Below are 24,311 nucleotides of genomic sequence, written 5' to 3'. Positions count from 1 at the left end.
ATGATACCGCGCCGCCTGCCCGCCCCCCGGCCTTTGGGGCCGTGGGTGGCGCCTGGGGGCACTGCGCAGGCGAAAAATCGGCAAAAACGGCCTGATGCGCTAGTGTGATATGCCTTGTTTGCTATCAAATTTGATAGCCAAAAGCGGGCAACGTCAATGCAGCACACACACCTGGTTACGCCCACCCGACTTGGCCTGGAACAGTGCTTCGTCTGCGCGGGCCACCGCCTGGGGCAGGTGCTGCAGTGCAGAGATTTCGCACGCGCCAATCGACACGGTGAGCTGCTCGGGATCGGTGATGCTCTCCACCGCGCGGCGCAGTTTCTCGGCCACCTTCAGTGCGTCGGGCAGCGCGGTCTGCGGCAGGCAGACCAGAAACTCCTCGCCACCCCAGCGAATGATCTCGTCGCCACGCCGCAAGGTGTCAGTCAGCACCCGGGCCACCGCCTGCAGGGCCTTGTCGCCCGCGTCGTGGCCAAAACGGTCATTGATGCTCTTGAACCGGTCCAGGTCCATCAACAGGATGGACGAGACGGGCTCAAACAGCGAGGCGCGGTACACGCGCCGGTCGATCAGGTCCACCGCATGGCGGTTGAGCAGCCCGGTGAGCGCATCGTGGTAGGCGGCGCGCTGCAACTCCTGGCGTTCGGCGGCCACGGTCATGAGGGAGCCGAACAGCTCGGCCAGCCCTGCAAACAGGCTGACACCGACTTCATCAAAGTAGCCATCACGGTCGGCATACAGCACAAAGATCCCGCTGTAGCCGTTGAAGGTGGAGGCGATGGGCAAGGCCAGCACGTGGTGGATGTCGTGGTGGCGGGCTGCGTCGCGCCAGGGCCCAAACGGCGAAAGCTGCGACACCGTGAAAGGGCCCGCAGACTTGCCGTCCAGCGTGGTGAAGGCAGGGCCAATGCGGGTGAGCAGGTTGCGTTCAATGTTCAGCGATTCGGCATAGGCCGCCGCCGGGCCTGCAAACACCTGCGGGCGGATGGTGTGCGTGTCGGTCGGACCGAACCAGGTCCAGGCCAGGCGGATGTGGCTGGAGACATCCACAATGGCCTGGCATACCCCGCGAATGATCTCCAGCTCGCTGCGCCCCAGGATCAGCTTGGCCGAGCGCTTGAGCAGCATCTCGGCAATCACCGAGCGTTCGCGCTGCGCGTCAAAGCCCTGCGTCAATGGCGAGGGTGCGGGCGGCGAAGGCTTTTTGAAGAACATGAAGGCGGCAGCGGTGGAGCGCCTGCATCATAGGTGGCGCAGCCAGACTGCGGTTGCAAAGGGTTTCACGCTGCGGTTTGCCACCTGCACTCCGCGCAACGCACGCCACCCTGCGCCCGCCGCACGCCGCACGCCCCGCGTCATCCATGGCGCCCGTCCAGGGCGCCATTGGTTCGGCGCACCAGCGCCTCAAACTCAGCCACTGCCACGGGGGGGCTGAGCAGGTAGCCCTGCCAGGCGTGGCAGTGGTGGCGCTCCAGAAACTCGCGCTGCGCCTCGGTCTCCACGCCCTCCGCAATCACGCGCAGCCCCAGGCTGGTGCCCAGCGCCACCACCGTGCGCGCAATGGCCGCGTCGTTGGGGTCGGTCAGCACGTCGCGCACAAAGCTCTGGTCGATCTTGAGCTGGTCCAGCGGCAGGCGCTTGAGGTAGCTCAGCGACGAATAGCCCGTGCCAAAGTCGTCCAGCGAAAAGCCCACGCCGTAGCCCTTGAGCTGGCCCATTTTGTCGATGGTGTCTTCCACGTCTTGCAGCAGCAGGCCTTCGGTCATCTCCAGCTTGAGCTGGTGGCCGTCGGCCCCCGCACCCGCCAGCGCCGCGAGCACCTGGGCAACAAAACCGCTTTGGTGGAACTGCCGTGGGCTCACGTTCACAGCCAGGCTCAGCAAGGCAAGGTCGGGCTGCTGGGCCCATGCGGCCAGCCGCCGACAGGCTGCCTGCAGCACCCACTCGCCCAACGGCAGGATCAGGCCGGTTTCTTCGGCCAGCGGGATGAAATGCGCGGGCGAGACGAATCCATCACGCGGGTGCCGCCAGCGCAGCAGCGCCTCGGCCCCGGTAATGCGGCCGTGGTCGATCTGGGGTTGGTAATACAGCTCGAACTGGCCCTGGGCCAGGCCCACCCGCATGTCCAGCTCCAGCGTGGCGCGGGCGCTGACCGCAGCCTGCATCTGGGGGTCATAAAAGCGCAAGGTGTCACGCCCCGCGTTCTTAGCCTGGTACAGCGCCAGGTCGGCACGCTTGAGCAGCTCATCCACGGTCTCGCGCGTGCCACTGTAGATGGTGACACCCATGCTCAGCGAGCTGTGGTGCGCAGCGCCATCGATCTGGTAGGGCTCGCGCAGCACACCCAGGATGCGCTGCCCAACGTCCTCGGCGCGCGCTGCGGCCTCCTCGGGGCTGTCGCCCAGGTCTTCCAGCACCACCACAAATTCGTCGCCGCCCTGTCGGGCCACGGTGTCGTCTTCGTGCACACAGCCGCGCAAACGGTGCGCCACCTGCAACAGCAAGGCATCGCCCCGGTCGTGGCCCCGGGTTTCGTTCACCGTCTTGAAGTTGTCGAGGTCCAGCATCAGCAGTGCACCACTGCGCTGGTGGCGCGCGCTGGTGGCCAGCGCCTGCTGCAGCCGGTCCATTAACAAACGGCGGTTGGGCAGGCGGGTGAGTGGGTCGTAGTAGGCCAGCTGGTTGATCTCTTCCTCGGCGGCTTTGCGCTCGCTCAGGTCCTGCATGGTGATCAGGCGACCCCCCTCGACAAAAATGCCGGAAATCTCCACCGGCTTGTACTTGCCATCCGCACAGCGGATCGTGTACTCGGCCAGCGGGATCACGCCCAGGTGCCTGGTGTCGAGCAGCCTTTGGCGGATCGCGTCGCGCTCCGCAGCGTCAGGGTAGGCGCGCTGCCACCAGGTGTCGGTGTCGGGCACCTCCTCCTGCGTGTAGCCGCAGATCTGGACATACCGCTGGTTGCGAAAGCTGATGAGCCCATCGTCCTGCACCAGGCACAGGCCCATGGGCAGGCGCTCCAGAATGCTGCGCAGGCGTTGTTCATTGGCCCGGAGGTTTTCTTCCATGCGCTTGCGCGCAGTGATGTCCTGCACCACGGCAATGTGGTGGCCGGGCGCGGAGCCTGACGCCCACATCGACGACACGGTCAGGTCGCCCCAGACCTCGTGCCCGTCCTTGTGGATGTAGCGTTTTTCCAGCCGGTACTCGGGCACATTGCCGCTCTGTAGCCGCCTCACTTGCGCCAGGTCCGCTGCCAGGTCATCGGGGTGGGTGAGGCTCTGAAAGGTCATGCCCACCATTTCCTCAGGGCTGTACCCCAGAATGTCGGCGTAGCGGTGGTTGACGCGCACAAACTGGCCCGTGGCCGAGTCCACCTGGGCGACACCCACGGTGGCCTGGTTGAAGAGCGCACGGAACCGCTCCTCACTCTCGCGCCGGGCATCGTCGGACAGCTGGGCGCGCACCAGCGCCAGGGTGCGCTGGCGCACCAGCAGGGCCACGACGGAAGCCAGCAACAACGACACCACCGCGGCCGCCAGCCCGGCCAGCCACGGCAAGCGCGTTTCCGACGCCGTCAGGAACGACCGGGTCGGGTAGAAGGTCAGCTGCCAGCGCCGGTCATGCACCCCCAGCTCACGCACCAGGGGCCGCACACCGGGCAGGCCCGGGGCCGTCTGCTCCAGCAGGGGGCGCACCATGGCATCGCCCGAATCCGGGCGCACCGGCCCCAGGTCCGCCATGGCCACAGCGATGCCGTTCAGAAACCCCTGGCTGCCCAGCCCCTGCACCAGGTCATAGACCCGCAGGGTGGACGCCACCGCGCCCACAAAACGCTGCTCGGCCGTGCCGGCGGTGGGGTCGAACACCGGCACGCGGATGACGATGCCTGCGCGATGTGTTGTCTCCTGCAGCAGATCGAATGGAGCCGACACCACGGTCTGCCCGCTGTCGCGGCTGTAGCGCATGGCGGCCAGGTTGGCGGGCTGGGCACTGATATCCAGGCCCAGCACCCCTTCATTGCCGAACATGGGCCAGAGATACTCGGCCACGAAGTACTCGGCACGCTCGCCGGGTGGGTGGATCTTGAACTGGGGCAAACCGTCGGGTGACAACGAGGTGTCCGCCCTCACCCTGGCCTCGTAGGCCTCGCGCTCACGCCCAGGCACCCAGCGCGTGAAAGACAGGTTGCGAACACCAGGGTAGCGCTGGCCCACCTCCATCTCGCTGGCGGCCCGTTCAAAGTCCAGGCGCGACAAGCGGGGGTTGGCCGTGAACAGGCCCCGCAGGCCGTTGACCACCTCGGTGTGACCGGCAATGCGCTGGCTCAGCGCCTCGGCAAACGCCCGCGTCTCCTGGGTGAAGCGCGCTTCTTCGATCTGCGCCATCGACGCGGCCTGGTGTTGCGCCAGCCACAGGCTCACCACCAACCCCAGAACGGCCACACCCATGCCCGCCACCCAATGCCGATAGCGGCTTGGGGGTGCCAGGGCAGCCAGCGGGGAAGAAGTGGAAGAAGTCAGAGACGTGCCTTTGCTTTGCTGGCCGGGGAGCCGACCAGACACCATGCAAATTGCGCAGGATAGCGGCAATCCAGCCACTGTGGAGCCAACATTTGGTTACGGCGAAAAATTTAAGAAAAAAGTGCCTCTAGCGCCACAGCGACTTACCTCACAAGCTATGAAATGATGAGCATATTTCGCCACCAGAACGCCCACGGGTTTACCCGACAACCGCCCCTGGCGCCACGGGGTACGGCGCGAAACGGCTGCGGTTTTCATTCACATCCAACGCCCGCCCGATGGGCGGAAACGCGCGTTGCGGACAGGCATCGCGCTCACACACCTTGCAGCCCATGCCAATCGGCACGGCGGCCTCGGGGTTGGCCAGGTCCAGCCCGCGTGAATACACCAGTTGCGGCGCGTGGCGGATGTCACAACCCAGAGCTACGGAGAACTCCTTGCCGGGCACACCCCAGCCGCCGCCGCTGCGCGACACCACACGCGCCACCCACAGGTAGGCGCGACCATCGGGCATGCGTGCCACCTGCGGCACGATGCGGCCCGGCTGTGCGAAGGCCTCGTACACATTCCACAGCGGGCAGGTGCCGCCGATCTTGCTGAAGTGAAAGTGTGTGGCCGACTGCCGCTTGCTGATGTTGCCCGCCCGGTCCACGCGGATGAAGAAGAACGGCACGCCGCGCGCGCTGGGGCGTTGCAAGGTGGACAGGCGGTGGCACACGGTCTCGAAGCCCACACCAAACTGCTGGCCCAGCCGGTCGATGTCGTAGTGCGCCGCTTCGGCCGCCTGCAAAAAGGCCGTGTAGGGCAGCACCAGCGCCCCCGCAAAGTAGTTGGCCAGACCGATGCGCGCCAGCGCCCGGGCCTGGTCGCTCGACAGCCCGGCGCCAGCGGCCAAACGTTGCAGCTCGGCGCCCTGCTCCAGAAACGCCAGCTGCGTCGCCATCTGAAACGCCCGCTGCCCCCGCTCCAGGCCCGCCGCCAGCTGCAACACGCCGGCATCGGCCTGGAACACGCGCTGCGCCTGGCCAGGCAGGTCGGCCACATCCACCACGCGCACCCCGTGGGCCACGAGCAGGCGTTGGGCCAGCGCCTCATCGGCCCGGCCGGGCAGCAGGCCCCAGTCGGCGGCACAACGTTCGGCAGCATCGTCCAGCTCGGCAATGTGGTTCTGGCGTGCAAAAAAGAAGTCGCGCACTTCTTCATAAGCCATGGGCGGATGGTGGGCCACGGTGCCTTCGCCGCCCCGGTCATTGCCCAGGGCGGCCAGGCGCTCCAGCGCCTGACGGTGCCGCTGGTGCAACGCCAGCAGCGTGCGCGCCACAGCGGGCATGCCTGCGGCCAGCTCGCGGATCTCTGCCAGAGACACGGCATCGCCCGCGCCCTCCCCGCCCACCCCGGCAGGCAAGTCGGCCAACACCTCGCGCAGGCCGGTGATGAGGCGCGCTTCATCGTCGTCTGAGAAGCGCTGCACGTCCACGCCGAACACCGCGTTGATCTTGAGCAGCACAGGCACGGTGAGCGGGCGCTGGTTTTGCTCCAGCTGGTTCAGGTAACTGGCCGACAGGTCCAGCGCCCGCGCCAGCGCAATCTGGGTCATGCCGCGCTCTTCGCGCAGGCGGCGCAGGCGCACGCCCATGAAGGTTTTTTTCATTCCATCTTTCTCGCTGCTCTTTGGTCGGACCCTGATCGTCATTCGCAATATTCGCAAATTGACGAATTTTCATTTGCAATCATTCGCCAATTCAGGGCTTACAGCGGGATGCCATTGTGCGTAAATTGCGAAGCATGACAACCCCCACTGGCACCGTCGAACTGACGGAAATCGTGTTCCCCGCCGAAGCCAACCACTACGGCACGCTGTTTGGCGGCAACGCCCTGCAGCTCATGGCCAAGGCGGCGTTTCTGGCAGCGCGCGGCGCCGCACAGCGCGATGTGGTGATGGCGGGCGTGACCGACGTGCGTTTTCTGGCCCCCGTGCCCGTGGGCCATGTGCTCACGCTGCGCGCCTGGGTCAGCCGCATCGGGCGCAGCTCGCTCACCGTGTGCGTGACCGGTCTGGCCGCCACGCTGGGCTCGCCCCAGGACGAAGTGCTGAAGGGGATTTTTGAAATGGTGGCGGTGGATGGCAAAGGCCGCCCCGCTGCCATCACCAACACATATGTAAACCAGGAGACCGCATGACTACCACCGTTGAAACCCCGGGCTTCAAGCCCAAGAAGTCCGTCGCGCTCTCGGGCGTGACGGCGGGCAACACCGCCCTGTGCACCGTAGGCCGCACGGGCAACGATCTGCACTACCGGGGCTACGACATCCTCGACATTGCCGAGGTCTGCGAGTTTGAAGAAATCGCCCACCTGCTGGTACACGGCAAGCTGCCCACGCGCGCCGAACTGCGCGCCTACAAGTCCAAGCTCAAAGCCCTGCGCGGCCTGCCGATGAGTGTGAAGCAGGCGCTGGAACAGTTGCCCGCCGCCAGCCACCCCATGGACGTGATGCGCACGGGCGTCTCGGCCCTGGGCTGTGCGCTGCCTGAAAAGGACGACCACAACCTGCCGGGTGCGCGCGACATTGCCGATCGGTTGATGGCATCACTCGGTTCGATGCTGCTCTACTGGTACCACTGGGCCAGTTCGGGCCGTCGCATCGAGGTGGAGACGGATGACGACTCCATCGGTGCGCACTTCTTGCACCTGCTGCATGGCTCCAAACCCAGCGCAGCCTGGGAGCGTGCCATGCACACCTCACTCAACCTGTATGCCGAGCACGAGTTCAACGCCAGCACCTTCACCGCCCGCGTGGTGGCCGGCACGGGCAGCGACATGTATTCGGCCATCACCGGCGCCATCGGCGCGCTGCGGGGCCCCAAGCATGGCGGCGCGAACGAGGTGGCTTTCGAGATCCAGAAACGCTACGACAGCCCGGATGAGGCTGAGGCCGACATCCGCCGCCGCGTGGAGGCCAAGGAGGTGGTCATTGGTTTTGGTCACCCGGTCTACACCGTGAGCGACCCGCGCAATGTCGTCATCAAGGGCGTGGCGCGCGGTTTGTCGGAAGAGGCCGGTAGCACCAAGATGTTCGACATTGCCGAACGGCTGGAATCGGTGATGTGGGAGGTCAAAAAGATGTTCCCCAACCTCGACTGGTTCAGCGCCGTGAGCTACCACATGATGGGTGTGCCCACCGCCATGTTCACGCCGCTGTTTGTGATTGCCCGCACCAGCGGCTGGGCGGCGCACATCATCGAGCAGCGGCAGGACAACAAGATCATCCGGCCGAGTGCGAACTACACCGGGCCGGAAGACCTGACGTTCGTACCAATCCAGGACCGCAAGTAAAAACAAACGGCCGAAGCCCTCTGCCCCACGCTCATGAACACTCTGTACCGCAAGCAACTGCCCGGCACGCAGCTTGACTACTTTGATGCCCGAGAGGCTGTCGAATCTCTGCAACCGGGCGCCTGGGCCACCCTGCCCTACACCGCCCGGGTCCACGCCGAAAACATCGTGCGCCGCGCCGATCCGGCCACCATCAACGACTGCCTGCGCCAGCTCGTCGAGCGGCGCAGCGACCGCGACTTCGCCTGGTACCCGGCACGCGTGGTGTGCCACGACATTCTGGGCCAGACCGCGCTGGTGGATCTGGCGGGCCTGCGCGACGCCATCGCGGCCCAGGGCGGCGACCCGGCCCAGGTGAACCCCGTGGTGCCCGTGCAGCTCATCGTGGACCACTCGCTGGCCGTGGAGTGCGGCGGCTTCGACCCCCATGCATTCGAAAAGAACCGCGCCATCGAGGACCGCCGCAACGAGGACCGGTTCCACTTCATCGAGTGGACGAAAAAAGCGTTTTCCAACGTCCAGGTCATCCCCGCGGGCAACGGCATCATGCACCAGATCAACCTGGAGAAGATGTCGCCCGTGATCCATGCGGACAACGGCGTGGCCTACCCCGACACCTGTGTGGGCACCGACAGCCACACACCGCATGTGGACGCCCTGGGCGTGATCGCCATCGGCGTGGGCGGACTGGAGGCCGAGAACGTGATGCTGGGCCGCGCATCGATGATGCGGCTGCCCGAGATCGTGGGCGTGGAGCTGACCGGCCACCGCCAGGACGGCATCACCGCCACTGACGTGGTGCTGGCGCTCACCGAGTTTTTGCGCAAGGCCAAGGTGGTGGGGGCGTACCTAGAGTTCTTTGGCGAAGGCGCCGCCAAGCTCACGATTGGCGACCGCGCCACCATCTCGAACATGGCGCCCGAATATGGTGCCACGGCGGCCTTGTTCAGCATCGACGAACAGACGCTGGAGTATCTGACGCTGACGGGCCGCGAGGCGGAACAAGTGAAGCTGGTCGAGGCCTATGCCAAGGCAGCGGGATTGTGGTCCGACACCCTTCAGGACGCTGTCTATGCGCGCAACCTGGTGTTCGACCTGTCGAGCGTGGTGCGCAACCTGGCCGGCCCCTCCAACCCCCACGCGCGCGTGGCCACGTCCGACCTGACGGCCCAAGGCATCGCGGGCCCCTGGGCCATGCCCGCACCACAGGACGGCACGATGCCCGATGGCGCTGTGGTCATTGCCGCCATCACCAGCTGCACTAACACCTCCAACCCGCGCAACGTGATCGCCGCCGCGCTGCTGGCGCGCAACGCCAACCGGCTGGGCCTCACGCGCAAGCCCTGGGTCAAGACCTCGCTGGCGCCCGGCTCCAAGGCGGTGGAGCTGTATTTGAAGGAATCGGGTTTGCTGGCCGAACTGGAAAAGCTCGGCTTTGGCATCGTGGCCTTTGCCTGCACCACCTGCAATGGCATGAGTGGCGCGCTGGACCCTGCCATTCAGCAGGAGATCATTGACCGCGACCTGTACGCCACCGCCGTGCTCTCGGGCAACCGCAATTTCGACGGGCGCATCCACCCCTATGCCAAGCAGGCCTTCCTGGCCTCGCCCCCGCTGGTCGTGGCCTATGCGATGGCGGGCACGGTGCGTTTTGACATCGAAAAGGACGTGCTGGCGGTGGTGGACGGCCAGGCGATTCGCCTCAAGGACCTGTGGCCCAGTGACGAAGAAATCGACGCCGTGGTGAAAACTGCCGTGAAGCCCGCGCAATACCGCGCCGTGTACGAACCCATGTTCGCCATCCGACACGACGATGGCCAGCGCGTGTCGCCGCAGTACGAGTGGCGCCCGCAGTCCACCTACATCCGCCGCCCGCCCTACTGGGACACCGAGGGCATCGGCGCACTGGCCGCCCACCCGCGCACTTTGACGAGCATGCGCCCGCTGGCCCTCCTGCCTGACAACATCACCACCGACCACCTGTCACCCTCAAACGCCATCCTGCGGGACAGCGCTGCGGGTGAATATCTGGCGCGCATGGGCGTGCCCGAGGAGGACTTCAACTCCTACGCCACGCACCGGGGTGACCACCTCACCGCCATGCGCGCCACGTTTGCCAATCCGCAGCTCGTCAACGAAATGGCTGTGGTGGATGGCCAGGTGAAAAAAGGCTCGCTCGCCCGCGTCGAGCCCGAAGGCCAGGTCATGCGCATGTGGGAAGCCATGGAAACCTATCTGAACCGCCGCCAGCCGCTCATCATCATTGCCGGTGCCGACTACGGCCAGGGGTCCAGCCGCGACTGGGCCGCCAAGGGCGTGCGGCTTGCGGGGGTGGAGGTGGTGGTGGCCGAGGGCTTTGAGCGCATCCACCGCACCAATCTGATTGGCATGGGGGTGTTGCCGCTGGAGTTTGAGGCGGGGGTCAACCGCATCACGCTGGGGCTAGATGGGACGGAGGTGTATGGCGTGGAGGGCCACCGCGCGCCAGGCGCCCGCCTCACGCTGCTCATCCGCCGTCAAAATGGTGCATGCGCCAAAGTACCCGTGACTTGCCGCCTGGACACGGCCGAGGAGGTTTCCATCTACGAAGCCGGGGGAGTCCTGCAGCGCTTTGCGCAGGACTTCCTGGCCGCCAGCAACGTGGAGCGAGGCAGCGGCCATGAGAGGCCCCCGGCTGATTTTCATGGCCAAGCCACCGCCTGAGGTGGCTGCAGCGATGTGGATCGCCATTGCACGCAATGGGCTGGAGCAAAGTACCTTGTCTCCCATGGACAACTGGCACCAGACCCTGTCGGACCGCTATGGGGACACCCCGGAAATACGCCAGAAAATGTTGCGCGCAGGCGCCGGTGTGAAGGCGCGCGCATGCACGTTGGTGCTCAACCGCATTCGCGACGGGGTGTACAGAGATCAGGGCCAAACCACCATCCAATGGTCCTTCCGGGCCCGTGGAAGGCCGCACTGCTTCGATGCCTTGCTAGCGGCAGTCCGGCACGCGCTGAGTACAGAAGGGCTGGCGACGAAAACAGGCCACACGCCACACACCACCATCAGCTACTGGGCGCCAACACGCCTGGGCCCTACACAGATGAACCAGATTGCCTGGACCATCGACGAAATCCTGCTGGGGGTGAGCCGCAACGACGAGAGCGGCAGCTACAGCTACGAAACCATCGGCCGTTGGCCGTTGCAGCCCGCGCCGCCCGACCCGTCCAGCACACAACTGCCGCTCTTTTGACCCAACCGCACCCACCATCCGGCGACGACGGCCTGCCTACGTATTTCTAACCATGCTCACTGCCTCTCAAATCCGAATCCCGGCTACCTACCTGCGCGGCGGCACCAGCAAAGGCGTGTTCTTCTGCCTTGACGAACTGCCCGCCCCCGCCCAACAACCCGGCCCGGCGCGCAACGCGCTGCTGCTGCGCGTGCTGGGCAGCCCCGATCCGTATGGCAAGCAGATCGACGGCATGGGCAATGCGTCGTCAAGCACCAGCAAAGCGGTGATCCTGTCGCGCAGCACGCGGCCGGAGCACGACGTGGACTACCTGTTTGGTCAGGTGTCCATCGACCAGCCCTTCGTGGACTGGAGCGGCAACTGCGGCAACCTCTCGGCAGCGGTGGGGCCCTGCGCCATACACATGAGGCTGATCGATGCGGCGCGCCTTCCGCAAGACGGCACCTTCCCCGTCCGCATCTGGCAGGCCAACATCGGCAAGACCATCGTGGCGCATGTGCCCATGGCCCACGGGCAGGTGCAGGAGACGGGCGACTTTGAGCTGGACGGTGTGACCTTTGCCGCCGCCGAGGTGGCGCTGGAGTTCATGGACCCGGCGGACGATGGGGAAGAAGGCAGCGCCATGTTCCCCACCGGCAATGTCGTGGACACGCTCGAAGTACCAGGCGTCGGCAGCTTTGCCGCCACGCTGATCAACGCGGGCATCCCCACCATTTTTCTCAATGCGCAAGAGCTTGGTTACACCGGCACCGAGCTACAAGGTGCCATCAATGGCGATGCGGCGGCGCTGGCACGCTTCGAGGCCATCCGCGCCCACGGCGCCTTGCGAATGGGGCTGATCCGTGACCTGGGCGAGGCCACCATGCGCCAGCACACCCCCAAGATCGCCTTCGTCGCGCCGCCCGCCAGCTACACGGCCTCCAGCGGCAAAGCCATTGACGCCAAGGACATCGACCTGCTGGTGCGCGCGCTCTCCATGGGCCAGCTGCACCACGCCATGATGGGCACGGCAGCGGTGGCCATTGGCACGGCCGCAGCCATCCCCGGCACGCTGGTCAACCTGGCAGCGGGCGGGGGCGTGCGCAGCAGCGTGCGGTTTGGCCATCCCTCGGGCACCCTGCGTGTGGGGGCTGAAGCAGCGCAGGTCAACGGCCAGTGGAAGGTGACCAAGGCCCTGATGAGCCGCAGCGCCCGCATCCTGATGGAAGGCTGGGTGCGGGTGCCGGGCGACATTTTTTAAAGCATAAATGGCTTGATGCGCTAGTGAATCATGCGCCAACAGCTATCAAACATATAGCAACCCAGCTCACCACCCCAACCATGAACACCAGACAACAACTCAAAGCCCTGGCCCAGGCTCGCCGGGGCGTCATCGTGCCCGGCGCTTTCAACGCCCTCTCCGCCCGCGTGGTGGCCGACCTGGGCTTTGAAGCCCTCTACGTCACCGGCGCTGGCGTGACCAACATGTGGTTCGGCCTGCCCGACCAGGCCTTCATGGGCCTGACCGACATTGCCGACCACACCGCACGCATCCGCGACGCGGTGGAGCTGCCGCTCATCGTCGATGCCGACACGGGTTTTGGCAACGCCCTCAACACCTACCATGCGGTGCGTGTGCTGGAGCGCGCGGGGGCCGACTGCATCCAGCTCGAAGACCAGGTCAGCCCCAAGCGCTGCGGTCATTTCAACGGCAAGGACGTGATCAGTACCGACGAGATGCTGGGCAAGATCAAAGCCGCCGTGGATGCGCGCCGCGATGCGGACACCCTCATCCTGGCCCGCACCGACGCTTGCGCCACCCAGGGCTTCGAGGCCGCCGTGGAGCGCGCCCAGCGCTTTCAGGAGGCGGGCGCGGACATCCTGTTTGTGGAGGCCGTCACCACGCTGGAAGAGATCCGCGCCCTGCCCCAGCGGCTGGCGGCGCCACAGTTGATGAACATGGTGATCGGAGGCAAGACCCCCATCACCAGCGCCGAAGAACTCGCCGGCTTGGGCTATGGCCTGGTGCTGTACGCCAACGCAGCGCTGCAGGGCGCGGTGGCTGGCATGCAAAAGGCCTTGACCGTGCTGCGCGACGCGCAGCGCATTGACGAAGACCCCGCACTGGTCGCACCGTTTGCAGAGCGCCAGCGGCTGGTGCGCAAAGCCGACTGGGATACGCTGGAAGCGAAGTACGCCAAGCCTTAGTGTCCCCCCCGGGGCAAGAACCCGTCGCGTTTTTGCCTTCAAGGCCGCACAAGCCTCCGGTGCCGGGCACAATGGGTCTTTCCAGTACACCGTGCGCGCTGCACCATGCAAAGCATTTCTTCGTTGAACCTGGTGGACCTGTTGCTCGACGCCGTCTGCATCGTGCGGGGAGACAGCTCGATTGTGTTTGTCAGTTCAGCGTTCGAGCGCATCTTTGGGTACACCCCCGACGAAGTGGTCGGCAAGCGCATGCTGGACATGGTGCACCCCGACGACCTGCCCGCCACCCAACGGCAGGCCCACAACGTGACGCAGGGCGAGCTGCAGCTGCAGTTTGAAAACCGCTACGTGCGCAAGGATGGCTCCATCGCCCACATCCGCTGGACGGCCCGCTGGCTGCCCGACAAGCAGGTGCGGCTGGCCGTGGCCCACGATATCACCGCGCGCAAGGCCACCGAGTCGATGCAGGCGGTGATCTACGCCATCTCCGAAGCCGCGCACACGACACACAACCTGCAGTCCCTGTTCCAGCACATTCACCAGATCGTGGGCGGCCTGTTGCCCGCCACCAATTTTGCGGTGGCCCTGTACAACCCGCACGATGACCAGCTGAGTTTTCCGTACCACGTCAACGAGCACCTGCCCGCGCCCGAACCCATGGCGCTGGCCGAGGACCCGCGCTATGCGGAGGTGATCCGTGGCGGTGCCACCTTGCTGCTCACGCCGGACTCGTCGGTAGCAAAGGCCACGCACTGGCGCGCTGCAGCGCATGCCACGCAGGCGCCGCTGTATTGGCTGGGTGTGCCCTTGCAGACGCAGCGTGGCCCCCTGGGAGCACTGGTGCTGCAAAGCTACACCGAACAAGGCCGCTACACCGACAAGGACAAGGAGCTGCTGCAGTTCGTCTCCACCCAGGTAGCGGCCGCCATTGAACGCAAGCAGATGTATGAGCGCCTTGAACATATGGCGCAGTACGACCAGCTCACGCACCTGCCCAACCGCCAGCTGTTTCTGGACCGGCTCAAGACCGCCCTGGCCCGCGCGCGGCGCGACCAGACGCTGCTGTCGCTGCTGTTCATTGACCTCGACCGGTTCAAGGAAGTGAACGACACCCTGGGCCATGCCATGGGCGATCTGCTGCTGCAGCGGGTGGCGCAGCGGCTGCTCGAATGCGTGCGCGCATCCGACACGGTGGCGCGGCTGGGCGGTGATGAATTTGTGGTGCTGCTTGAAGGCGGCCAAGCCCGCGAGCACGCCTGTGCGGTGGCCGACAAGATACTCGCGGCCTTTGGTCAGGACTTCGACCTCGAAGGCCAGCGTCTGTACATCCAGCCCAGCATTGGCGTGGCCATCTACCCCGAGCATGGTGGGGAAGAGCACCGCCTGCTGGGCCACGCCGACGAAGCCATGTACCTGTCCAAGCGCAACGGCGGCAACCAGGTGCGGGTGGCGCTGGCGCCCCTGCATTCCTGATGTCCGTGGTCCCAGCCCGTCTTGCACACGTCCGTCCCTGGCTCTGAGGCGACTTCGGTGGGGGCATACAACGGGACCAAGCCGCTTGTACTGCAGTGCGCGGTGCGGTTGGGTCTGGCTGTGGCGGCCTTGCCGGTGGCCCTTGCCGTCACGCTGATGCTCTATCCGGTGTGGTCATGGGTGGAGCGCACGACAGGCATCGAAAGCGTGGGCCACAGCGGGCCGGCCAGCTGGTGCTATCTGGCCGTGTGGGTGCCCATGGTCACGGCCCTCCTGCTGCCCCCAATGTGGCGCCTGGCCAAGGCACTCTTGCGCAAGCCACATGGCCACGCAGACACATAGGGGTTCTTGGGTCGAGGTTCACCGCCGCAGGCATATCACCGCACAATGCGGCCTGGCATTCGCAACCCCCCGGCCGGATGCTCTGGCCCATCCCTGGGGCACTTCACCACACTCGGCGCCCAGCGCCACGCACCCATGCTCTACAACGCCTTGAAGCTTGTCCATGTCCTGTCCACCATCGTGTGGGTGGGGGGCATGGTGTTCGCCCATTTTTTTCTGCGGCCTGCCGCGCAGTCGCTGGAGCCCCCGCAGCGCGTGCGGCTGATGCATGACGTGCTGCAGCGTTTTTTTGCGGCAGTCACTGCCGCCGTGGTGCTGGTGCTGGGCAGCGGCCTGTGGATGATCGGCCGCGCGGCCAAGCAGGCCGTTCAGACGGGCGGTGTGTTCTCCATGCCACTGGACTGGACCATCATGGCCACGCTGGGCCTGGTGATGATGGTCATCTTCGGCCATATCCGCTTTGCGTTGTTCCGGCGCCTGCAGCGTGCCGTGGCAGCGTCGGACTGGCCCAGCGGCGCCAAGGCCCTGGGCAGCATCCGCAGCTGGGTGGGCGTGAACCTGGCGCTGGGTGTGGTGATCGTCGTGGTCACGCTGCTGGTCTAGGGTCTATTGATTGGATGGGCCCGCAGGCTGCTGCCCCGCGCGGCAGCACGCATCGCGTGGCCCCAGGAGTTTTGACGTTGTTCCGTTTCTTCGAAAGCCGGCTTCCCCCCTACCCCGCTGCAGAGCCGCACTTGCCTCCCAAGGCCTTTTTGGCCTTTGTGTGGGACGGCACCCGTGGCCTGCGTGGCTACGTGGCCGCCATGGCAGGTTTGTCCGCAGCCATTGCCATTTACGAAGCCCTGCTGTTTGCCGTGTTGGGCGTGGTGGTGGACTGGATCTCCACGTCCGCGTCTCCGGGCACGCTATGGGCCGAACGCAAAGCGGCGCTGATCGGCATCACTGCGCTGCTGCTGGTATCGGTGGTGCTGGTCGCCTTGCAGACCAGCATCAAGCACCAGGTGCTGGCCATCAACTTTCCGCTGCGGCTGCGCTGGAACTTTCACCGGCTGATGCTGGGCCAGAGCATGGCGTTCTACGCCGACGAGTTTGCGGGCCGCATCACCACCAAGATCATGCAGACCGCGCTGGCCGTGCGCGACATGATCTTCACAACCACCGACGTGGTGATTGGCATGGGCATCTACCTGGTGACCATCCTTGTGCTGCTGGCCGGGTTTGACGCGCGGCTGCTGCTGCCGTTTGCCGCGTGGATGGTGGCCTATGGCCTGGCCTGCTGGTACTTTGTGCCGCGCCTGGGCCAGGTGGGCAAGGCGCAGGCCGACGCGCGCTCGGTGATGACCGGGCGCATCACCGACGCATACACCAACATTGCTACCGTCAAGCTGTTCTCGCACACGCGGCGCGAATCCGAATTCGCGCGTGCCGCCATGGACGCGTTCAAGCTGACCGGCTATGCGCAGATGCGCCTGGTGAGCCTGTTCGAGATCGTCAACCAGCTGCTGGTGGTGGCCATGATTCTCGGCGCGTGCGGCACGGCCCTGTGGCTATGGTCGGCCGGCGAGGTGGGTGCGGGTGCCGTGGCCGCCGTCACCGCGATGACGCTGCGCGTATCAGGCCACGCGCACTGGGTGATGTGGGAGATGACCACCCTGTTTGAAAGCGTGGGCACCATCCAGGACGGCATCAACACGCTGACCCGACCGCGCGCCGTGGTTGATGCCCCCGATGCCAAGCCCCTGGTCGTGACCCAGGGCGAGGTGCGCTTTGAGGACATGAGCTTTGCCTACGGCAGCGGCCCCGATGCCCGTCCGGTCATCGACCGCCTCAACCTCACCATCCGCCCCGGCGAGAAGATCGGCCTGATTGGCCGCTCGGGCGCGGGCAAGTCCACGCTGGTCAACCTGCTGCTGCGCTTTCACGATGTGCAGTCCGGCCGCATCCTCATCGACGGACAGGACATTGCCCACGTGACCCAGGACAGCCTGCGCCGCCACATCGGCATGGTCACGCAGGACACCTCGTTGCTGCACCGGTCCATGCGCGACAACATCCTGTACGGCCGCCCCGATGCCAGCGAGGCCGACCTGCACCAGGCGGCCGCGCGTGCAGAGGCCGCAGACTTCATCGCCACACTCACCGACCTGCAGGGCCGCACCGGCTATGACGCCCATGTGGGCGAACGCGGCGTCAAGCTCTCGGGTGGCCAGCGCCAGCGTGTGGCCATTGCACGCGTGATGCTGAAAGACGCGCCCATCCTGCTGCTGGACGAAGCCACCAGCGCGCTCGACTCCGAGGTGGAAGCGGCCATCCAGCAAAGCCTGGACGGCTTGATGCAGGGCAAGACGGTGATCGCCATTGCCCACCGCCTGTCCACCATTGCCGCCATGGACCGCCTCATCGTGATGGACGCGGGCCGCATTGTGGAAGAAGGCACACACGCCCAGCTGCTGGGCCAGGGCGGCGTGTATGCCCGGCTGTGGGGCCACCAGAGCGGTGGGTTCCTGGGCGAATCGGAAGAAGACTGAGTCGGCGAGGACGGACACGAGCCGCCTGGGCGACACGCTGTCGCGCACGCGGCTGTGCGGCGGGTGTGTTGTCCCTACGGTGGCGGGTTTCAACCACCGGATGGAATCGCACCGATGATCAAAGTCACCGCCGTTTACCGCTGGCGTGAAGGCGCCACCTTCAACCACGACTACTACCACTCCGAGCACATGCGCATCGCCCGCGCAGCATTGCAGCCGCTGGGCCTGGTGCGGCTGGAAAGCGACCGTGTTCTCTACCCTGGCGAGCCGCGCCCAGGCCAGATCGTGGCGCTGACCAACGCATTTTTCAGCGACCTGAAGCAGGCCCAAACGGCCGCCAAGGCGACGATGGCTGAGCTGTCGGCAGACATTCCCAACTACACCAACATCCAGCCCGAGTCGTACTTTGCGCAGATGCTGGAGCACCCTGTGACCGCCTGACTGCCTCGGGGGGATGCGGTGGTTGGGTCCGCCACTACCCGCGTTCGCGCAAGGCCTTGAAGAGCAGGCCCAGGCACACGCCCATGCCCAGCAAAGGGATGGCGGCCAGCGCGGCGACCACCGCGCGCGCCAGGGGCGACCAGTCAAAGTCGCGCGCTGTGCGCCAGACGCCCAGCGCCGCGATCAGGCCCAGCACCACCATGCCCACGCGAAAGCTGGCCCCGGGCTTGAAAAAGGCCATGAGCAATGCCCCGTTGGCCACACCGATGCCCAGCGCGGCATGGCCCAGGTGCCATGCAAACGTGGAGGTGGAGCGTCCATAGCGGGCATCTTCATGGGCATCGCCCTCGTCGTCCTCTTCGCTGCGATGCGTCGGGCCTGTGCGGCTGCGCGATGGGCTGGGCGCCTGCGAACGCGGAGTCTGTGGCTCTGGCGGCCCGGCTGTACCTGGCGACGGCGGGGCGCCATCACCCCGCCCCCATTCACCTGCGGACAGACCCGCCGCTGCCGCTGCGCCCACCACCCGCGCGGCGGCCCCACCAGCAGCCTGAGGATTCGGTGCGAGTCCCCGCTCTTGCAGCACGGCACGCAGCCGCCCCGGCTCGCGCAGTGCCATCACCAGCGCCCGCACGGGCCCCTGCTCTTGCGGCTTGATGCGCAGGTCGGCTACCTGCATGGTGGTGCCCCGCGTATTGGCCAGCATGAACAACGCCTTGGCCACCATGGCATCTTTGGGGCCGCCCTTGCCGCTTTCGATGAAGGTGCCCAGGTTGTAGGTGGCGTCGGCGTGGCCTGCCTCGGCCGCCTGGGCATACCAGGCGCGGGCCTGGGCCAGGTTCACGGGGCCGCCATAGCGGCCATGCTCGTCGCTGGTGCCCAGGTGGAACGCGGCGTGCGGATCGCCCTCGCGGGCGTACCAGCCCGGCAGGTCGCGCAGAGGGTTGCCAGTCCACACCAGGGGTGCTGCAGCACCTGGTGCGGACGAATCCGCGGCCATGGGCGCCAGGCTGAGGCCGCCGGGCGATTCTGACGCTTGCTGGGCCTGCTGCTTTTGCTGCGCCCGCTGCCGCTGCGTTTGCGCGGCGGCGTTCCACTTGGCGGCCTGCTGCGCGTCCGCCGGCCCGCCCCAGCCGCGCTCGAACATCACGGCCAACAGGCGTTTGGCGGGTTCATGGTCCCAGTCTGCCGCGCGCTGGCACCAGGAGCGCGCGTTCTCGTAGTTGGGCTGCTCCCAGCCGATCACGGTCTCCAGCGCCTGCAGAAAGGCTGCCACCTCGTGGCCCTGGTCCGCTGCGGGCTCCAGGGCGTCTGCCGCTTCAATGCGCTTGCGCGAGTACAAGGCCAGTTGCTCGCTGCGGGCCACAGCGTCATCGACTGCCTTGCGCTCTTCGTCCGCGATCCGCAGCAGTGTCTCGCCCGGGGCGTCCATCAGCCGTGCCATCAGAGCCTGAACGCGGGCCTTCGCCTTGTCCGGAAAGCGCTCGTAGAAGGCTTGGGCGTCCTTGCGGGTCTCCGCATCGTGCGCGCCCATGAGCTGCAGTGCAGCCGCCAGGTCAAAGTGCCTGCGCTGGCCCATGGTGCCAAAACGCAGGGCCCGACCCAGCGCATACAGCGCATGTGGGTTGCCCCGCGCGGCCCAGCGCCGGTACTCGGCCCAGGCTTTGGCGTCATCGCCCGCCTGGCGCGCACGTACCGCATGGCGCACCTGCAAGTCGGGCTCCTCAGGGGCGTCGCCATTGGCCAGGTAGTGCACGCCACTTTGTGGGTCATACAGATTCAGGCCCAGGCGGGCCGCCTGCTCCCAGCCATCGTCAAACGGCGGACCCCAATCCGGAAAGCGGGTGTTGATGCCGACGCCAAAGGTCGGGTCGGTGATGTCAGGACCACCGAGGTGAATGTCCCAGAACCCGGCAAAGCGCTGTTCGGCGGCCCGGGCCCAGGCAGTGAATTGGGGGTTCATCGGCACCTGGGGGCCGGCCTCCACGCGCTCGTACTGCGCGTCCGCCTCGGCCTTGGTGGCGGGCCAGGGCCAATCAGCGGGCTTCTCCCAGATCTGAATGGTGTAACTCATGGCTCCCTCCTCGGATGCCGCTCGGAATGCGGCTTGTTGTTTGTGTTGACGCTCGTCAAGTGCGAGCAAATTCTAGAAGCGCCCTCCGCCAGCCTGCATCGCGGCACCTCTCTGTTTTGTCCAGTGATGTGCCAGCACCACACCCGGATAACGCTCCCGATTTTTGGGTAAAAATGGGCTGTAGCGCCGGTACTTCATGCCCAATTAGCTCTTCTTTTTATAGCAAATCATGTCCACACCACCCGTTTCCGCCATGGCCCTTGCGATGCCTGTGCCCACCGGCGAGCAGCTTAAGGCCGCGCGCGTTGCAGCCGGGCTCAGCCAGGCGCAAGCTGCCGAACTCATGGGTTACCCACTGCAGACCGGCAGCCGGGGCGGTGTGCAGTCGCGCACCTGGCAGGCGCTGGAGAGCATGACCGACGAGCGCAACATGCAGGGACCCGTGTTCGCGATGTTTCTGTTGCTCACCGGACAGCATCCCGATCTCGTGCTCGCACATCGCTCGCCATCGACGGACGCCCCCGCGAGCGCGCCAGCGCCCTACCCGCAATAAAAAAGGCGGAACGGCCCAAAGGCAGTTCCGCCAAGTCTCTACAGGAAGAAAACAGGATCGGCCGGGCGATCAGTCCACCTTGATATTGGCCGCCTTGATGACCTGCGCCCATTTGTCCACTTCAGCCTTCTGGAACGTGGCGATCTGGGCCACGCTCATGTCGGCAGGCTCCATGCCAAACCCTTTAAGGCGGGTCTGCATGTCGGGCTGGGCGAGGATCTTGCGGATCTCGTCGTGCAGGCGGCTCACCACCGGGGTGGGCGTGCCCGCCGGCACAAAAATCGCCTGCCAGGACTGCACCTCAAAGTCCTTGAGTTCGGCCACGCCGGACTCCGCCACCGTGGGCACGTCGGGCATGGAGGCCAGGCGCTTGGGCGACGTGACGGCAATGGCGCGCAGCTTGCCGCTCTGGATGTGGGGGGCAGCGACCACGGTGGTATCGAACATCATGTCCACCTGGCCGCTGATCACGTCCTGGATGGCGGGGCCGCTGCCCTTGTAGGGAATGTGCGTGAACTTCACGCCCGACTTGTAGGCCAGCAGTTCCACCGCCAGATGCTGCGAGCTGCCCGTGCCGGCGGACGCAGACGACAGGCCACCCTGCTTGCCCTTGGCGGCCGTCAGCACGTCCTTCAGGGTTTTATAAGGGCTGTTGGCCGACACCACCAGCACCACCGGGTTGGTGCCGATCAGCGTGACGGGGCTGAACGACTTGATGGGGTCGTAACCCAGCTTGGGGTACAGGCTGATGTTGATGGCATGCGAGCTGACCGTGCCACCCAGCAGAGTGAAGCCATCCGGGGCCGAGCGCGCGGCGGCCTCCGAGCCGATGCTTCCAGCCGCACCGCCCTTGTTCTCCACCACCACCGTCGTGCCCAGGGCTGTGCCGAGTTGCTGGCCGATCAGACGGGCCAGGGTGTCGGTGGTGCCACCGGCGGCAAAGGGCACCACGTAGCTGATGGCTTTGCCGGTGGGCCAGGTGGTCTGGGCCATGGCGGGCAGCGCCATCAGCGCGCCTGCAGCTGCCAGCGCTGCGGATTGGACCAGGGTTCTGCGTTGCATGTGTTTGTCTCCTAGGGGCAATGAAAAAAGGGGGCAACGAGCGAGGGCGCCTGGGGAGGCCGTGTTGTCGGTGCAGCCTGTGAACGCACGCCCTTACTCGCTCAGGGCATATCGACGATCTCGATCCAGTTGGGGTTCTTGCCCACCGGAACGCGGGTGGGCGCACCGGGAAGGCCTGTCGCGGGGTCAATGGGGTGCAGTGCGACGTGGTGCGACTCCTGTCCCGCAGCGATCAGGAAGCGGCCAGACGCGGCCACTGCAAAACCGCGCGGCGTCTTTTCGGTGGGCACATGCCCCAGGGGCTGCAGCTGCCCGGTGGCGACATCGACGCGAAATGCGCTCAGCGTGCTGGACGTGCGCTCCGACGCATACAGCGTGCGGCCATCGGGCGATAGGTGAATGTCGGCGGCCCAGGGCTTGCCCGCAAAACCTGCGGGCAACGCCGTGGTGCGCTGCAGCGGGCGCAGCGTGCCACGCTCCTTGTCGTAGGCCATCACATGCACGGCTGCATCCAGTTCGTCCAGCAGATACAGGTGGCGCTGGTCGCCGCTCCAGACAAAGTGGCGGGGGCCGGACTTTTCGGGCGCCACGGGGGTCAGCGCGGGCTCGTGGGCGGTGAGCTTGCCGGTCTCTGCATCAAACTTCCAGGCCGAGAGGTGGTCGCCACCCAGGCTGGTAGCAAAGACATAGCGGTTGGCTGCGTCCGCGTGGATGGCGTGCGCGTTGGGCGCGGTGGGGATGAGCTGCTGCACCGCTCCCACGACACCGTCCTTGCCAATGCTGTTGACCGTGATCTTGTGTCCGGGGTAGGAGGCTGCGAACAGCCAGCGCCCGGTGGCGTCGGTGTCGATATTGGCCATGCTGTCGGCCAACGGCGCCTCGCCCAGCTTGCGCAGCTTGCCGCTCACCGGGTCAATGGCCAGGCTGACCACCCGAAACGGCTGTGAGCGCAATGCCACGTAGAGCACGCGCTTGTCCGGGCTGACGGCCATGGGCATGGCAGCGCCGCCCAGTGCCGTGGTGTCCACGGTCTTGAGCGTCCCGGCGGCGCGGTCCAGCTCCAATACCGACACATCCTGGCTGTCTGCATTGGCCACGTACACCCAGGTGGCTGCCTGCACAGCCTGTACGCCCAGCGCGGTTGCAGCGGCCAGCATCACGGGCGCGACGCGGTGATGGATACGAAATGGGATGGTCATGCTCGGTCCCCTGGTGGTGCCTTCGGCTGGACTGCGACTCTGAAGCGCGCCCGCCAGTGAGGTTGTGGTGGTTCTGCTGCGCCCGGAGACGCCATTCGCAAGGCGATTCATTGCTGCAGCATCTGGTGATTGTGATATGTCGTCATACAACAAGGAATGCATTCTTACCCATCTTCAGCGCTGACAGAGAAAGGGATTACCCGAGGTCACGTACAACCTCGAAACACCCGCCAGTCAACAATCTCTGGATTTTTTTGGGCCAGAAATCTCAGTACAAACCCTGAAATCCCCATAAACATGCACTGAATGACACCGGTATGGATTGCATATTTTTCGATCCAGTTGTACGATGACTAACAACACAAATACACGGAGACATTCCATGAGCCTGCAACGTCGCGCAATTCTTCTGGCCTGCACTGCCGCTCTGGCGGCAGCTTCTGCCACGGCCCAGACCGCTGAATGGCCTGCCAAGACACTGCGCATCGTGGTGCCCTACCCACCAGGCGGCAGCTCGGACATCATTGCGCGCTCGATCAGCCAGGCGCTGTCCGAATCGCTCAAGCAGAGCGTGATCGTCGAGAACAAGCCCGGCGCCAATGGCAACCTGGGTGCCGACTTTGTGGCCAAAGCCGAGCCCGATGGCTACACCATGCTGCTGTGTGATGTGGGCGCGCTGGCGATCAGCCCCTCGGTCTACACCAAGCTGTCTTTCGACCCCTCCAAAGACCTGCGTGGCGTGACCATGCTGGCCTACTCGCCCCACCTGCTGGTGGTGCACCCCTCTGTGCCGGTCAACAACCTCAAGGAGCTGATCGCCTACTCCAAGAAGAACGAGCTGAACTTTGCCGTGACGGCCACCGGCAGCGCTCCCCACCTTGCCGGCGTGGCGCTGGAGCGCGCCAGCGGCGCACGCTGGCAGTACATCCCCTACAAGGGCGGCGTCACCGCAATTCAGGACACTGTGGCGGGTCAGACCCAGGTGCTGATGAACGGCATGCTGGCCACCCTGCCCCAGGTACAAAACGGCAAGCTCAAGGTGCTGGGCGTTTCCAAGTCCACCCGCATGCCGCTGATCGGTGACGTGCCCACGATTGCCGAGCAGGGTGTGGCCGGCTACGAGTCGGGCACCTGGCAAGGCGTGCTGCTGCCACGCGGCACACCCGATGCGGTCGTGCAAAAGCTCAACAAGGCGCTCATCACTGCCATCCGCGCACCCGAGATCCGCTCGCGCCTGGCCGGCCAGGGCGCCGAAGTGGTGACCATGACCTCCACCGAACAGGACCAGTTCTTCGCCAAGGAACGCGCGCGCTGGGCCAGCGTGGTGAAGGCCGCCAACATCAAGCTCGACTGAGC

Annotated in this window: 19 protein-coding genes; 13 read left to right on the top strand and 6 right to left on the bottom strand. The window is 65.7% G+C overall.

Annotation, left to right across the window (positions count from 1 at the left end; all coding sequences use genetic code 11):
* Positions 1 to 153: 153 nt before the first annotated feature.
* From CLU87_RS08745 to CLU87_RS08735, 3 genes are all read right to left on the bottom strand, one after another.
* A complete protein-coding gene (locus CLU87_RS08745) occupies positions 154 to 1,218 on the bottom strand; it encodes a diguanylate cyclase (protein WP_099730190.1) in 1,065 nt (354 codons plus the stop codon).
* Positions 1,219 to 1,358: 140 nt separating this feature from the next.
* Positions 1,359 to 4,454 (bottom strand): EAL domain-containing protein, encoded by a 3,096-nt coding sequence (locus CLU87_RS08740; RefSeq protein ID WP_099730189.1) that lies wholly within the window; start codon positions 4,452 to 4,454, stop codon positions 1,359 to 1,361.
* A 271-nt stretch (positions 4,455 to 4,725) separates the two neighbouring features.
* A complete protein-coding gene (locus CLU87_RS08735; RefSeq protein WP_099730188.1) occupies positions 4,726 to 6,177 on the bottom strand; it encodes a short-chain fatty acyl-CoA regulator family protein in 1,452 nt (483 codons plus the stop codon).
* A 134-nt stretch (positions 6,178 to 6,311) separates the two neighbouring features.
* Here CLU87_RS08735 and CLU87_RS08730 point away from each other — a divergent pair, with 134 nt between their 5' ends.
* The 11 genes from CLU87_RS08730 to CLU87_RS08680 all read left to right on the top strand — a co-directional run bounded on the left by CLU87_RS08730 (position 6,312) and on the right by CLU87_RS08680 (position 18,070).
* Positions 6,312 to 6,707 (top strand): acyl-CoA thioesterase, encoded by a 396-nt coding sequence (locus CLU87_RS08730; protein ID WP_099730187.1) that lies wholly within the window; start codon positions 6,312 to 6,314, stop codon positions 6,705 to 6,707.
* Positions 6,704 to 7,861, top strand: coding sequence for a 2-methylcitrate synthase (gene prpC, locus CLU87_RS08725; protein WP_099730186.1), 1,158 nt, complete (start codon positions 6,704 to 6,706; stop codon positions 7,859 to 7,861). The genes CLU87_RS08730 and prpC overlap by 4 nt, the downstream gene beginning before the upstream one ends.
* Before the next feature lie 33 nt (positions 7,862 to 7,894).
* Positions 7,895 to 10,564, top strand: coding sequence for a Fe/S-dependent 2-methylisocitrate dehydratase AcnD (gene acnD / locus CLU87_RS08720; RefSeq protein WP_099730185.1), 2,670 nt, complete (start codon positions 7,895 to 7,897; stop codon positions 10,562 to 10,564).
* Positions 10,545 to 11,099 carry a hypothetical protein gene (locus CLU87_RS08715; protein ID WP_099730184.1) on the top strand — a complete coding sequence of 185 codons (555 nt, stop codon included), beginning with the start codon at positions 10,545 to 10,547 and terminating at the stop codon, positions 11,097 to 11,099. Before acnD ends, CLU87_RS08715 begins: the two co-directional genes overlap by 20 nt.
* 52 nt (positions 11,100 to 11,151) lie before the next feature.
* Complete coding sequence (gene prpF / locus CLU87_RS08710; RefSeq protein WP_099730183.1) at positions 11,152 to 12,339, top strand: 2-methylaconitate cis-trans isomerase PrpF; 1,188 nt, start codon at positions 11,152 to 11,154, stop codon at positions 12,337 to 12,339.
* 80 nt (positions 12,340 to 12,419) lie between these two features.
* The gene (locus CLU87_RS08705; protein ID WP_099730182.1) at positions 12,420 to 13,286 is read left to right on the top strand and encodes an oxaloacetate decarboxylase; all 867 of its coding nucleotides are present in this window, start codon (positions 12,420 to 12,422) and stop codon (positions 13,284 to 13,286) included.
* A gap of 105 nt (positions 13,287 to 13,391) precedes the next feature.
* Positions 13,392 to 14,759 (top strand): bifunctional diguanylate cyclase/phosphodiesterase, encoded by a 1,368-nt coding sequence (locus CLU87_RS08700; RefSeq protein ID WP_099730181.1) that lies wholly within the window; start codon positions 13,392 to 13,394, stop codon positions 14,757 to 14,759.
* Between the two features lie 102 nt (positions 14,760 to 14,861).
* The gene (locus CLU87_RS08695) at positions 14,862 to 15,101 is read left to right on the top strand and encodes a hypothetical protein (protein WP_233193740.1); all 240 of its coding nucleotides are present in this window, start codon (positions 14,862 to 14,864) and stop codon (positions 15,099 to 15,101) included.
* A gap of 135 nt (positions 15,102 to 15,236) precedes the next feature.
* Positions 15,237 to 15,704: a CopD family protein gene (locus CLU87_RS08690; RefSeq protein ID WP_099732100.1), complete on the top strand. Its 468-nt coding sequence runs from the start codon at positions 15,237 to 15,239 to the stop codon at positions 15,702 to 15,704.
* A 77-nt stretch (positions 15,705 to 15,781) separates the two neighbouring features.
* Complete coding sequence (locus tag CLU87_RS08685) at positions 15,782 to 17,629, top strand: ABC transporter ATP-binding protein (RefSeq protein WP_056745074.1); 1,848 nt, start codon at positions 15,782 to 15,784, stop codon at positions 17,627 to 17,629.
* A gap of 114 nt (positions 17,630 to 17,743) precedes the next feature.
* On the top strand, positions 17,744 to 18,070 hold the full coding sequence (locus CLU87_RS08680) for an EthD family reductase (RefSeq protein WP_056745076.1): 327 nt from the start codon (positions 17,744 to 17,746) through the stop codon (positions 18,068 to 18,070).
* 34 nt (positions 18,071 to 18,104) lie between these two features.
* Here CLU87_RS08680 and CLU87_RS08675 read toward each other — a convergent pair whose 3' ends face one another.
* Positions 18,105 to 20,141: a tetratricopeptide repeat protein gene (locus CLU87_RS08675; protein ID WP_099730180.1), complete on the bottom strand. Its 2,037-nt coding sequence runs from the start codon at positions 20,139 to 20,141 to the stop codon at positions 18,105 to 18,107.
* A gap of 229 nt (positions 20,142 to 20,370) precedes the next feature.
* Here CLU87_RS08675 and CLU87_RS08670 point away from each other — a divergent pair, with 229 nt between their 5' ends.
* Positions 20,371 to 20,694 carry a helix-turn-helix transcriptional regulator gene (locus CLU87_RS08670; protein WP_099730179.1) on the top strand — a complete coding sequence of 108 codons (324 nt, stop codon included), beginning with the start codon at positions 20,371 to 20,373 and terminating at the stop codon, positions 20,692 to 20,694.
* A 69-nt stretch (positions 20,695 to 20,763) separates the two neighbouring features.
* On the opposite strand, the gene CLU87_RS08665 is transcribed toward CLU87_RS08670, so the two are convergent.
* Both CLU87_RS08665 and CLU87_RS08660 read right to left on the bottom strand, forming a co-directional pair.
* A complete protein-coding gene (locus CLU87_RS08665) occupies positions 20,764 to 21,756 on the bottom strand; it encodes a tripartite tricarboxylate transporter substrate binding protein (RefSeq protein ID WP_056644750.1) in 993 nt (330 codons plus the stop codon).
* A gap of 101 nt (positions 21,757 to 21,857) precedes the next feature.
* The gene (locus tag CLU87_RS08660) at positions 21,858 to 22,955 is read right to left on the bottom strand and encodes a beta-propeller fold lactonase family protein (protein WP_099730178.1); all 1,098 of its coding nucleotides are present in this window, start codon (positions 22,953 to 22,955) and stop codon (positions 21,858 to 21,860) included.
* A gap of 382 nt (positions 22,956 to 23,337) precedes the next feature.
* Between CLU87_RS08660 and CLU87_RS08655 the strand changes: the two genes are divergently transcribed.
* A complete protein-coding gene (locus tag CLU87_RS08655) occupies positions 23,338 to 24,309 on the top strand; it encodes a tripartite tricarboxylate transporter substrate binding protein (protein WP_056062533.1) in 972 nt (323 codons plus the stop codon).
* Positions 24,310 to 24,311 lie beyond the last annotated feature (2 nt).

This window comes from Acidovorax sp. 59 (assembly GCF_002754175.1).
GTDB lineage: Bacteria > Pseudomonadota > Gammaproteobacteria > Burkholderiales > Burkholderiaceae_C > Acidovorax > Acidovorax delafieldii.
Note: the sequence above shows the minus strand (reverse complement) of the source record. Positions and strands in the feature narration are given on the sequence as shown.